General features: G+C 72.9%; 11 protein-coding genes and 1 pseudogene. 4 read left to right on the top strand and 8 right to left on the bottom strand.

Going from position 1 to position 11,790, the window contains the following annotated elements:
- The 8 genes and pseudogenes from CR470_RS29735 to CR470_RS29700 form a co-directional block, all read right to left on the bottom strand.
- Window positions 1-207 (bottom strand): SDR family NAD(P)-dependent oxidoreductase (locus CR470_RS29735; RefSeq protein WP_143663901.1); only part of this gene is annotated, 207 nt, incomplete at its 3' end.
- Window positions 204-854: an SDR family NAD(P)-dependent oxidoreductase gene (locus CR470_RS29730; protein WP_257138956.1), complete on the bottom strand. Its 651-nt coding sequence runs from the start codon at window positions 852-854 to the stop codon at window positions 204-206. The genes CR470_RS29735 and CR470_RS29730, both read right to left, overlap by 4 nt.
- A gap of 55 nt (window positions 855-909) precedes the next feature.
- Window positions 910-1,443 (bottom strand): annotated as a pseudogene (locus tag CR470_RS29725) (CoA-transferase); the annotation flags it as partial.
- Between the two features lie 110 nt (window positions 1,444-1,553).
- Complete coding sequence (locus tag CR470_RS29720) at window positions 1,554-2,846, bottom strand: beta-ketoacyl-[acyl-carrier-protein] synthase family protein (RefSeq protein WP_097870588.1); 1,293 nt, start codon at window positions 2,844-2,846, stop codon at window positions 1,554-1,556.
- A gap of 198 nt (window positions 2,847-3,044) precedes the next feature.
- On the bottom strand, window positions 3,045-3,851 hold the full coding sequence (locus CR470_RS29715; protein ID WP_097870587.1) for an ABC transporter permease: 807 nt from the start codon (window positions 3,849-3,851) through the stop codon (window positions 3,045-3,047).
- Between the two features lie 73 nt (window positions 3,852-3,924).
- Window positions 3,925-4,881 (bottom strand): ABC transporter ATP-binding protein, encoded by a 957-nt coding sequence (locus CR470_RS29710; RefSeq protein WP_097870586.1) that lies wholly within the window; start codon window positions 4,879-4,881, stop codon window positions 3,925-3,927.
- 264 nt (window positions 4,882-5,145) lie between these two features.
- Window positions 5,146-5,925, bottom strand: a complete 780-nt coding sequence (locus CR470_RS29705; protein WP_097870585.1) for an enoyl-CoA hydratase/isomerase family protein — start codon at window positions 5,923-5,925, stop codon at window positions 5,146-5,148.
- Window positions 5,922-6,542, bottom strand: a complete 621-nt coding sequence (locus CR470_RS29700; RefSeq protein WP_097870584.1) for a response regulator transcription factor — start codon at window positions 6,540-6,542, stop codon at window positions 5,922-5,924. The genes CR470_RS29705 and CR470_RS29700 overlap by 4 nt, the downstream gene beginning before the upstream one ends.
- 783 nt (window positions 6,543-7,325) lie before the next feature.
- On the opposite strand from CR470_RS29700, the gene CR470_RS29695 reads away from it, so the two are divergent.
- The 4 genes from CR470_RS29695 to CR470_RS29680 all read left to right on the top strand — a co-directional run.
- Window positions 7,326-8,171 (top strand): inositol monophosphatase family protein, encoded by an 846-nt coding sequence (locus CR470_RS29695; RefSeq protein WP_097870583.1) that lies wholly within the window; start codon window positions 7,326-7,328, stop codon window positions 8,169-8,171.
- 94 nt (window positions 8,172-8,265) lie between these two features.
- Window positions 8,266-9,681: a phytoene desaturase family protein gene (locus tag CR470_RS29690; protein ID WP_097870582.1), complete on the top strand. Its 1,416-nt coding sequence runs from the start codon at window positions 8,266-8,268 to the stop codon at window positions 9,679-9,681.
- Between the two features lie 45 nt (window positions 9,682-9,726).
- The gene (locus CR470_RS29685; protein WP_097870581.1) at window positions 9,727-10,260 is read left to right on the top strand and encodes an O-acetyl-ADP-ribose deacetylase; all 534 of its coding nucleotides are present in this window, start codon (window positions 9,727-9,729) and stop codon (window positions 10,258-10,260) included.
- 102 nt (window positions 10,261-10,362) lie between these two features.
- Window positions 10,363-11,790: AlkA N-terminal domain-containing protein (locus tag CR470_RS29680; protein WP_097870580.1), on the top strand; the 1,428-nt coding region annotated here is incomplete at its 3' end.

Below are 11,790 nucleotides of genomic sequence, written 5' to 3'. Positions count from 1 at the left end.
GACAGGGTCCAGGGCGAGCGACAGCGCGGTTCCCCCGGCCGCGCGGATCGATTCCGCGACCTCCTTCAGCTCGGCCTCCCGTCGCCCGACCAGCGCCACGGCGCTGCCGCGCGCGGCCAGTCGGCGGGCGACGGCGGCCCCGATCCCGGAGGAGGCGCCGGCGACGAGGGCGACCGGGGGGCCGCCCGCCTCAGCGTCGGCGCTCACCGGTTCTCCACCTCCGTCTGCTCGGGGAACGTCGGTTCCCGGAAGGCCGGTTCCGGGTATCCCGGCCGCAACGGAGCCACGTCGCCGAGGCCGAAGCCGCCGTCCGCGCGCAGCACGGCACCGGTCACGCGGGAGGCAGAGCCGCTCAGCAGGTAGCCGAGGACCGCCGCCACCTCGCGCGGGTCGCCGACCCGCCCGGCCGGTATCCGGCTGATCCAGCCGCGCCGGTGGTCGGGTCCCGCCGCGTCGCCCATCGGCGTCTCGATGATGCCGGGAGCCACGCAGTTGGCGCGGATGCCGTGGCGGCCCACCGAGACCGCGAGGCAGCGGATGTACTGCGCCATCGCGGCCTTGCTCGCCCCGTAGTACTCCAGGCCCGCCACCGGGCTGAGCGTGGAGCTGACCGAGGAGACCCCGACCACCGCTCCGGGCATCTCCTCGTCCCGCCAGCGGGCCGCCAGATACTCGGTGACGGCGACGAAGCTGTGCAGGTTCACCGCGAAGGTCCGGGCGGCGGAAGCGGCGTCGCCGCCGACCGAGCTGAAGCCCAGGTGCCCCGCCGCGTACAGCAGGGCGGTGACGCCGTCGGCCGCTTTCCAACGACTGCGGGTGGGCTCCGAGCGGCGCCTCGCACAGACCGAGGACACGGGCGGCGGGGATCACCACCCGGTCCGGCATCGCGGCGATCACCTCGTCGTCGACGATCGCCTCCACGGAGGCGAGGACCCCCTCGGTGGCGGCGTACGCGGCCCAGGCGCCCTCGCCCAGCGGGGGGCAGGCCACGACGTTGCCCCGGCGGTCGGCGGCGACACCGTGGAAGAGGGTGAAGCGCGGGCGCAGCGGGCTGAGCAGGGTGATGGTGCGCTCCGGGTCCTCGGGGTGCGGCACCAGGTGGAGCTTGCCCTGCTTGCCGTGCCGGAGGTCGGTCTCGGCGAGCATCGAGCCGGTGGTGGCGAAGGGCTGGCCGAGCGCCCCGGCCATCAGCCGCTGCGTGTAGCTCAGCAGCGACCACATCTCCACCTCGAACGGCCGGCCGTCGGCCAGCTCGCGGTAGAGGCGGTTGGGGCGCGGCGAGGGGTAGGTGTCGCCGACGAAGCCGGTGATCACCTTGCGTACGGCGCCGGAGAGGGCCAGCGCATGGGCGCTGGAGTGCACGGCGGTGGTGCTCACCGTCATGCTGCCGCTCCCGGCGAAGGCCCGGCACACCGCGTTGAGCAGGGCGTTGGGCCGTGACATCGTCGCCGCGGCGTGCACGTGGTCGCCCTCGCGGACGAAGCGGCGTATCAGCTCGTCGGGGCCGGTGGCCAGGTAGGGGCCGGTGGTGGAGGGGCGTTCGGGGGCTGTGGTCATGCGTGCTCCAGGGCCATGACGGAGGTCTGCGAGCCGAAGGCGAAGGACAGCGAGACCGCGAGGTCGATCTCGGTGTCGCGCGGCCCCTCGGCGACGTGGTCGTAGTCGCACTCGGGGTCCGGCGTGACGTGGTTGGCGGTCGGGGCCAGCCGCTGGTGATGGAGCATCAGCGAGGTGGCGGCGACGTTGATGATCCCGGCCATGCCGAACGTGTGGCCGTAGATCGGTTTGTTGGAGCCGTGCGGCGGCAGGCCCGCGTCGTCGTGGCGCGGCAGCAGACGGCGCAGGGCCCGGCTCTCGGCGATGTCGTTGTACCGGGTGGCGGTGCCGTGGCCGCAGACGTAGCCGATCTCCTCCGGCTTGCGCCCGGCGTCGTCGAGCACGCCCGCGACGACCGATGCGGTGACGTCCCCGACCAGGTCCATGCTGGTGGCGTGGTTGGCCTCGTTGAGGGCGCGGTGGCCCAGGATCCGTGCGTAGATCCGGGCGCCGCGTGCCCGCGCGGACGACTCGCGCTCCAGGCAGAGCGTCATGGCGCCCTCGCCAAGGGCGAATCCGCGCCGGTCGCGGTCGTAGGGGCGTACGGCGGTGGCGGGGTCGTCGCTCTCGGGCGAGAGCACCCCGTCCCCGAGCGCCAGGTAGCAGCGGGCGACCTCGGGGACGATCGGGAACTCGTGCCCACCGGCGAGGACCACGTCGGCACTGCCCGAACGCAACTCGCGCAGGGCGAGGCCGATCGCGTGGTGGCCACCGACACAGGCGCTGCTGACCGTGGTGACCAGGCCCTTGGCGCCGACGCCGATGGCGGCGAGCGTGGCCGGGCAGCCGGCCAGACCGCGGAACATGGCCGTCGCCCTGCCCCCGTACGGGTTCTGCTCCGGGTCCGCCGTGATGGCCCCGGCCCACCAGGACAGCGGGCCGCGGGACGAGGACTGGACGATGCTCATGCGCTCCGGGGCGATCTGGCCCCGGGCGATCCCGGCGTCCTCCAGGGCGTCGCCCACGGCGGCCATGGTCGCCAGGATGTCGCGGCTGTACTTCGCGGCATGCGCCGGCAGGAGGTCCGGCAGCCGGGCCTCGGTGTCGAAGGCGCCGAGCTGCGCGGCCGCGTGGACCGGCAGCCCGGCGGCGGCGAACGCCGGCGTCTCCAGCCGGCTCACCTGTGAGGTACCGGTGGAGACATGGCTCCAGAAGGAATGGACATCGGGGGTGCCGGGCAGCACGCATCCGATGCCGGTCAGCACGATGGGATCGGAGGGGTCCGAGAAAGGGGATCGGCTGCTGTCCATGGATCGAAGCTATCTGCCCTTACATGAGCCTCGATATGGCCGTCAAGTACTCATGCGTGTTTAATTTGGTGACTACCAGTACTCGAATATGGGCCCAGGACGGCAACGCCGTACGGTATTCGCGCCCGCATGCGGAAGCGGCCCGCCGCCTCCGCCAGGGAGGCGTCGGGCCGCTGGGGGAGGGCGTGGGCGTGAGGCTCAGGCGTTCTTGACGTCGCGTCGGTCCACGGCGTACGTACCGGCGGCGACGACCGCGGCCGAGAGGACGACCAGCAGCGCGACCCCGCCCCAGGGAACGCCGTTGAGCAGCGGGTCGCTCCCCAGCGCCCACTCCCACGGAGAGATGTTCGCCAGTGGCTCCAGGGAGTCGGACATCGGCGCGATGGCGTGCAGCAGGTACCCGACGACGAGCACACCGGCCGCCACGCCCAGCGCTGGGCCCCGTCCGAAGCCGAACCCGACGACGGCGTACGCGACCCCCGCGTGCAGTACGGCGAGCAGGCCGACGGTCAGCGTCACGGCCGCGACCCCGACTCCGGAGACGTCCATGTCGAAGGAGACGACCGAGCCGTACACCGACAGCCAGACCAGGATGCTGGTGAGGGCCAGGCCGAAGGTCACGCAGAGGAAGCGCACCAGGAAGACCGTGCGGCGGGCGACCGGCAGCGCGAGCAGCAGTTCGAGTCGCCCGGCCTCCTCGTCGCCGCCGGTCAGGGCGGCTGTCGCGGTCACGGCCATCAGGCCGAGGAGGAGCGGCAGCAGTACCGCGTACAGGTTCCCCTTGAGATAGCCGCTCGCGCTGCTGATCTGGTCGATTCCGAAGGCGGCGGCCATCTCCGGCGATATGCCGGAGGAGAAGTCCTCCAGGGCGCCGGACTCCTCCATCGAGGGCCAGGCGCCGACGACGGAGAGTGCGAGCAGGACCAGCGCGGCCGACCAGGCGATCAGGGTGCGCTTCTGGATCTGTACTCCGCGCCGGAAGATCTCCGAGCTGGGCGATGACATGTGTTTCCCTTCCGGCCGGCCCGGGGGAGCGGCCTTGGTGACTGAGACCCGTGGCGGTGGTGTCCTGCGCTCGCTACCGCACCGGGCCGGCGGCCGGGGAGGACTCCTCGGCCCCGGCGTCGCGGCTGCCCGGGGCTGCGGTCCGGTAGTACTCCAGGAACGCCTCCTCCAGGTCCGGTTCGGGCGCGGTGAGCGTCGTGATCCGGCGGCCCGCCAGGAACGTCAGCAGCGCGTCGGGCGAGCCGGCCCAGGCCAGGGAGACCTCCTGACCCTCCGGCCTGCGCCGCTCCACGTCCGACGCGCCCTCCAGGTCGGCCAGCGCGGCGAGCGGGACGTCCTCGCCCTCCGCGAAGGCGATGTGGAAGCGCTGTGCGGCCCGGCGGCGCAGTTCCCGCGTCGGACCGGAGGCGGCGAGCCTGCCGCCCTGGACCACCGCGACCAGGTCGGCGACCCGCTCGACCTCGGAGAGGATGTGCGAGGAGAGCAGCACGCTCTGCCCGCCCGCCCGGGCCTCCTCGACGGTGGCGAGGAACACCTGCTGCATCAACGGGTCGAGCCCGTTGGTCGGTTCGTCGAGGATCAGCAGCTCCGGCCTGGCCATGAAGGCGCCGACCAGGCCGACCTTGCGGCGGTTGCCGGTGGAGAGCCCGCGCACCCGCCGGGACGGGTCGACGCCGAACCGCTGGACCAGCTCGTCCCGGTAGGCGGTGTCCGTCAGCCCCCGCAGCCGCCCCCAGGAGGTCAGGGTCTGACCGATGGTCAGCCGCTCGTCCAGGCGCAGTTCGCCGGGCAGATAGCCGATGCGCCGCCGGACCTCGGGGTCGGTCGGGTCCTGGCCGAGCACCCGGACCTGGCCGGATGTGGGCCGGGAGAGGCCCATGAGCATACGGATCGTGGTGCTCTTGCCCGCTCCGTTGGGGCCCAGATATCCGTAGACCACGCCCTGGGGGACTGTCAGGTTGAGCCGGCTCAGCGCGGTGAAGTCACCGAACTTCTTGGTGACGTCGGTACATTCGATGAGAGGGGTCACGTTTCTTCTGCTCTCCTCTTGCGTCCACGGCTCGTGCGTCCACGGTCGGCCGGGGTCGTCCGGCGGGCATCGGGGTGGGGGATGGCGCGTCAGGTCTGCCGTACGGCACGGACAGTAAATTCAGTTATTACTGAATCTGATCAACAAGCCTAACGGCGCAGCTCACCCGCTGCAACGAAGCGCCCGCCGCCGTGGCCCGAAGGCATCGGCTCCCAAGCGTGCCGTCACACTGCCGCCCGGCAGGCGGCAGTGTGACGACACACCCTAGGAAGGAGGCGAGGGGGCCCGGTTCGCGGCGGACGCGGCCTGCCACCAGTAGCCGTTCTCCACGCCGAGCGCCGTCGTGCGGTCCAGATGCCCGGAGTCCCGCAACAGCCGGACGCCCGCCTCCAGGAGCGCCGGATCCCCGGCGGCCACGGAGGCCGCCAGCGCCTGCGCCTCGGCGAGCGCCCCGCCGTCGGGCACGGTGCGCTCCACCGCGCCCAGCCGTGCGAGTTCGTCCGCCCGTACGCGCTCCCCGGGGATCAGCAGCATCCGGGCGGCCACTCCGCGACCGGCCCTGCGCAGCAGCGAGTGGACCGCGCCGCCGCCCGGCACGGCGCCGACGCCCAGCTCCGGAAGGCCGAACAACGCGCCCTCGCCCGCCACCACCAGGTCGCAGGCCAGGGCCAGTTCGAGACCGCCGCCGAGTGCGTACCCCTCGACGGCCGCCACCACGGGAAAAGGAGCCTCGTGCAACGTCGCGAACACCGTACGGAAATGGGCCCGCCGCACCGCGCGGCGCGACAGGTCGCGCCACTCGGGCTCGCGGGTGTCCGCGCCGCTGGAGAAGGTCCCGCCGGCGCCGGTGAGTACCACCGCCCCCGGCGCCTCCCCATGCCGATCCGTCAATTTCCGTAACGTGTCGTCGATTTGACCCAGCATCGCGGTGGACATCGCGTTGCGCTTGCGCGGCCGGTTCAGGGTGAGGGTGGCCACCCTCCCGTGCCGCTCGACCAGCAGAGGGGCCGGCTCCCCGTCGGGTGCTGTCTCCTGTGCGGTCATCCGCAGGGCCTCAGCATCCTGAACAGCTCCTTGCGTCCGGACACGCCCACCTTGTGGAAGACCCGGCTCGCGTAGTTCTTGACGGTCTGCTGGGTGAGGCACAGCTCATCCGCGATCTCCTCGTTCGAGCGCCTGCGGAGTAAGAGCCCGAGGATCTCCTCCTCGCGTCCGCTCAGTTTCCACGTCCCGCCCGCTGCGGCGTGCCGGGTCATCGGTACGCGCTCGGGCTCGTCGGCCCCCAGGTGCCAGAATCCGCGCCCGCTCAGCACGTCGTGCAGGCCCTTGACGATGGACTCGGGCGGGCACGACTCGTGCACGAACCCGGCGGCCCCGCCCCTGATGCAATCCACCACGCTGCGGGGGGTGTTGTCCCTGCTGTAGAGGATGACCCGGGTGCCGCTCCAGTACGCCAGATTGCCGAGCACCTCCTGCCACTGCTCGTACTCCACGAGCGCGACGTCGGGCCGGCGCCCGGGGAGGCTGCCGACAGCGGTCGGGTGTGGGCAGCCGCCCAGTACGGTGACGCCGGGATCGCCCCGGAACAGATCGAGAATCGCCTTGCGTATCAAAGGTGACGAGTGCAGGACCATCAGTCCGCCTCTGCCCTTCTCGGCCATACCAGAACCCCTCGTACTCCAACAGCGGCGGCTGGCGCCGCGTGTCGTTCGGCATGTTGTGAATGTGTTGAACCGCGTTCGCGGGGTGATGCCCTCCCGCCCGGTGGAGGTCCGCTCCGGTGTGGCCCCGGGGCGGAGGGAAAGCGGGATGGCGGCGCCCGTCGGCGCACGATCTTATTGGTGCCGGATGCCGCCGTGTATTCAGGCGGGGGAGGAATTCCTTACCGGCGGTTATTACTGGAGCGTAGATATCCTGCGCGGGAATGGGATTCCCCGTGCAAGACGCATCCGCTCCATGTTCGGTTCCACTCTCGCGGACCTTCGATTCCAGGTTTCGGTGTGCACGTTAAGGCTCTGTGACATCCGTGGGAACAGTGGGTCCGGGTGTGTGCGCCCTGACGCGGCGGCCGCGGCCGGACCGGATCGCGGTGGCACGGCGGGAAACACTGCCTGGTCCGGCAGGGATGACGTAACCCCGAGGGGTTAGCTGGCTGAGGCACGGCTTCCCCCCTGTGGTGCGTTCCGGCCCGGTGGCCGTTCAAGGCCGTGCGGGGTGAACCAATACGAGAGTTCGGGCCCCGAATCCAGGCCAACAGTAACCGCAGAGCCTCCGCTTGTCACGTAGTGGATTTTTCCCCGGGGTCAAGAATATGCGGCGGAAATTGACGCATCCTTTGTTCATGTTTGCACTTTGCGGACACTGTCCGGCATCCGGCCCTGCGTCGGAGATGTCCGTATTCACCCGGGGGGTGAGGGCTCGTCCGGCCGTGCTTAGCTGGAGCCATGATCGATGACTTCCTGTACGGGACCGCCGGGCACACCGGACCGCCGGCCGAGGTCGAGGCCGCCGTGCGCGCCGCCGCCGCGGCCGAGATCATGCCGCGCCACCGGAAGCTCGCCGCCCACGAGATCATCGAGAAGAGCGGCCCGCACGACCTGGTCACCGCCGCCGACCGGATGGCCGAGGAACACCTCACGGCCGCCCTCACCAAGCTGTTGCCCGGCTCGGTCGTCGTCGGCGAGGAGTCCGTGCACGCCGACCCGGCGGTCTACGACGCCCTCGGCGGCGACGCCCCGGTCTGGATCGTCGACCCGGTCGACGGCACCCGCCAGTTCGTCCGGGGCGAGGCCGGCTTCTGCACCCTGGTCGCCCTCGCCCAGCACGGTGAGGTCCACGCCTCCTGGACGTACGCCCCGGTCCTGGGCGAGATGGCCGTCGCGGTACGCGGCCGGGGCGCCACGCTCAACGGGACGCCGATACGCTCCGGGTCGCCCGCCCCCGGCGCCGTGCTCGACGTGGCGATGTCCCACCCCGACTACACCGACGAGGCACAGAAGCGGGCCCTGCTCGGCCTGCGCACCGAGGGCATCGCGGCCCGCCCCTGCGGCTCGGCCGGACTCGAGTACCTCGCCGTCGCCCGCGGCGCCCTGGACGCCACCGCCTTCAACTGGGAGTACGCCTGGGACCACGCCGCGGGCCTGCTCCTGGTCACCGAGGCGGGCGGCGCCCAGTCGACCCTGTCCGGCGCCCCGTTCCGTATCGCGGGAGGCAATGACCTGCCGTTCACGGCGGCCCGCGACGAGGCCACCGTCCAGCGCGTCCTGGCCGCCCTGCGCACGGACGGCTGACCCGCCCGACCGAACCCGGGGTACCCGCGTCCGCACGGTCGGTGGCGACGAATACCCTGGGGGTCCGTCTGCCGGCCGACGAAGGAGTCCCAAGGTGCCGTCGATGCTCGATGCGGTCGTGGTGGGCGCGGGGCCCAACGGACTGACCGCCGCAGCCGAACTGGCCCGCCGGGGCTTCGCCGTGGAGCTCCACGAGGCGCACGACACGGTCGGCGGGGGAGCCCGCACCGAGGAGCTGACCCTTCCGGGGTTCCGCCACGACCCCTGTTCCGCCGTGCACCCCCTCGGGATCGGCTCACCCGCGTTCCGGGCGATGCCCCTGGCCCGGCACGGCCTGGAATGGCTGCACCCCGAGGTCGACCTCGCCCACCCCTTCCCGGACGGCACCGCCGCCGCGCTCACCCGCTCGGTGGGCGAGAGCGCGATGTCGCTGGGGGCCGCCGACGCCGGGGCCTACCGCCGCCTCATGGCCCCCTTCCTCGGCCGCTGGGACACCCTGGCCGCCGACTTCCTGCGCACCCCCTGGGACGGCCTGCCCCGAGACCCCTACCGGCTGGCCCGCTTCGGCCTGCTCGGCCTCCAGCCCGCCACCTGGGTCTCCCGCCGCTTCGCCGGTGAGAGGGCCCGCGGCCTCTTCGCCGGACTCGCCGCCCACGCCATCGCTCCCACCAGCGGATTCGCCACCTCGGCCATCGCCCTCGTCTTCGCGCTCGCCGCCCACGAGAACGGCTGGCCGGTGCCGCGCGGCGGCTCCCAGGCCATCTCCGACGCCCTCGCCTCCTACCTCCGTGAACAGGGCGGCACGATCCGCACCGGCAGCGAGGTCAAGCGCCTGGACGAACTCCCGCCCGCCCGCGCCTACATCTTCGACACCTCGCCCTCCGCGCTCGCCCGGATCGCGGGCCTCGGCTCCGCGTACCACCGCTACCGCTACGGCGCCTCCGCCTTCAAGATCGACTACGCACTGTCGGGCCCCGTCCCCTGGACCGCGTCCGCGGCGCGCCGCGCGGGCACCGTCCACATCGGCCCCGACGCCAAAACCATCGACACCGCGCTGAAGGCGGCCGTCGAGGGCCGCGACCCGAGTGTCCCCTTCCTCATCACCGCCCAGCCCAGCCTGACCGACCCCTCCCGGGCCCCCGAGGGACGCCATGTCTTCTGGGTGTACGGGCACGTCCCGGCGGGCTGGGAGGGTGACGCGACCGACGTCATCGAACGCCAACTGGAGCGCTTCGCCCCCGGGTTCCGCGACCTGGTGCTGGCCCGCGCCCTCTCGGGCCCGCCCCAGCTCGCCGCGCGCAACGCCAACTACGTCGGCGGCGACATCGCCTGCGGAGCCTTCGCCGGCCTCCAGACGCTGATCCGCCCCAAGCTCGCCCGCGTCCCCTACGCCACCGCGCACCCCGCGGTTTTCCTCTGCTCCTCGGCCACCCCGCCCGGACCGGGGGTCCACGGCATGTCCGGCCACCACGCCGCCAAGGCCGTATGGCGAAGGCTGCGGGCCTCCTGAACGGACCGGGCGGCGCGGGCCCCCGGTGCGCGGCATGATGTCCGCATGAGCACCTCTGTCTCCCCCGCCGTACGTCTGGTCCGCGGCGACATCACCGACCAGTCCGTCGACGTCATCGTCAACGCGGCGAACTCCTCGCTGCTCGGCGGTGGCGGAGTCGACGGCGCCATCCACCGGCGGGGCGGGCCCGACATCCTCGCCGCCTGCCGTGAGCTGCGCGCCTCGCACTACGGAAAGGGACTGCCCACCGGGCAGGCCGTCGCCACCACCGCCGGACGTCTCGACGCCCGGTGGGTCGTGCACACGGTCGGTCCGGTCTTCTCCGGTGCCCAGGACCGCTCCGCCCTGCTCGCCTCCTGCTACCGCGAATCCCTGCGCCTGGCGGCCGAGTTGGGGGCCAGGTCCATCGCGTTCCCGGCGATCTCCACCGGCATCTACGGCTGGCCGATGGACGACGGGGCCAAGATCGCCGTACGCACGGTCCTGGCGGAGACCGTGGAGCCGGTGGAAGAGGTGCGCTTCGTCCTCTTCGACGCCCACGCGTACGTGGAGTTCGAGGAAGTCCTCGCGATGCGCTGAGACCGCGCCCCGCGGCCACCGGGACGGCTGTCGGATTTCCGCGCGAGGGCCCTGTCGGATTTCCGCCAGCCACGCCGCTGACCGGTGCACCATCCTGGAACCATGCACACCGACACCGAGCGCTGCGTGCGGGCCGTCCAGTCCAAGGACGCCCGCTTCGACGGCTGGTTCTTCACCGCGGTCCTCACCACCCGGATCTACTGCCGCCCCAGCTGCCCCGTCGTGCCGCCCAAGGTCCGCAACATGACCTTCTACCCCAGCGCCGCCGCCTGCCAGCAGGCCGGATTCCGGGCCTGCAAGCGGTGCCGCCCCGACACCAGCCCCGGATCCCCCGAGTGGAACGCCCGCGCCGACTCCGTCGCCCGCGCCATGCGCCTGATCCGGGACGGGGTCGTCGACCGCGAGGGCGTGCCCGGGCTCGCCGCCCGGCTCGGCTACTCCGAGCGGCAGATCGAACGCCAGCTGCTGGCCGAGCTGGGCGCCGGCCCGCTGGCCCTGGCCCGCGCCCAGCGGGCGCAGACCGCCCGCCTCCTCATCGAGACGACCGAGCTGCCCATGGCCCAGGTGGCGTTTGCCGCCGGCTTCTCCTCGATCCGCACGTTCAACGAGACGGTCCGCGAGGTCTTCGGCCTGGCCCCCGGCGAACTGCGCACCCGGGCCGCCCGGGGCCCCCGGCCAGCCGCCGTACCGGGCGTCATCGCGCTCCGCCTCCCGTACCGGGCCCCGCTCAACCCCAGCAACCTCTTCGGCCACCTCGCGGCGACCGCCGTCCCCGGCGTCGAGGAGTGGCGGGACGGCGCGTACCGGCGCACCCTCACCCTCCCGTACGGGCACGGCGTCGTCGCCCTGAGCCCGGGGCCCGACCACATCGCCTGCCGGCTCTCCCTCACCGACCCCCGCGACCTCACCCGGGCCATCAGCCGCTGCCGCTGGCTCCTCGACCTCGACGCGGACCCGGTCGCCGTCGACGCCCAACTGCGCGCCGATCCGCTGCTCGCCCCGCTGGTCGACGCGGGCCCCGGCCGCCGGGTGCCCCGCACGGTGGACGGGGCGGAGTTCGCCGTACGCGCGGTGCTCGGCCAGCAGGTCTCCACCGCCGCCGCCCGTACCCACGCCGCCCGGCTGGTCACCGCCCACGGCGCCCCGGTCGAGGACCCCGAGGGCGGGCTGACCCACCTCTTTCCGACCCCGGAGGCGCTGGCCGAACTCGACCCCCAGGCCCTGGCCCTGCCGCGCACCCGCCGAACGACCCTCACCACGCTCGTCGCCGCCCTCGCGGAGGACCGGCTCCGGCTCGACACCGACACCGACTGGGAGCGGGCCCGCGCCGAACTGGTCGCCCTGCCCGGCTTCGGCCCCTGGACGGTCGAGTCCATCGCCATGCGGGCCCTCGGCGACCCCGACGCCTTCCTCCCCACGGACCTCGGCATCCGCCGGGCGGCCGAGCGGCTCGGCCTGCCGGCCACCCCCGCCGCCCTCACCGCACGGGCCGCCGGCTGGCGCCCCTGGAGGGCGTACGCCGTGCAGTAC

It is taken from the genome of Streptomyces sp. rh34, from assembly GCF_002551245.1.
Classification (GTDB): domain Bacteria; phylum Actinomycetota; class Actinomycetes; order Streptomycetales; family Streptomycetaceae; genus Streptomyces.
Note: the sequence above shows the minus strand (reverse complement) of the source record. Positions and strands in the feature narration are given on the sequence as shown.

What these genes read in the sequence shown, in the direction of transcription:
- CR470_RS29720 (WP_097870588.1), bottom strand. Translation starts at nt 2,846, where the DNA reads ATGGACAGCAGCCGATCCCCTTTCTCGGACCCCTCCGATCCCATCGTG.
- CR470_RS29715 (WP_097870587.1), bottom strand. Translation starts at nt 3,851, where the DNA reads ATGTCATCGCCCAGCTCGGAGATCTTCCGGCGCGGAGTACAGATCCAG.
- CR470_RS29705 (WP_097870585.1), bottom strand. Translation starts at nt 5,925, where the DNA reads ATGACCGCACAGGAGACAGCACCCGACGGGGAGCCGGCCCCTCTGCTG.
- CR470_RS29700 (WP_097870584.1), bottom strand. Translation starts at nt 6,542, where the DNA reads ATGGCCGAGAAGGGCAGAGGCGGACTGATGGTCCTGCACTCGTCACCT.
- CR470_RS29695 (WP_097870583.1), top strand. Translation starts at nt 7,326, where the DNA reads ATGATCGATGACTTCCTGTACGGGACCGCCGGGCACACCGGACCGCCG.
- CR470_RS29685 (WP_097870581.1), top strand. Translation starts at nt 9,727, where the DNA reads ATGAGCACCTCTGTCTCCCCCGCCGTACGTCTGGTCCGCGGCGACATC.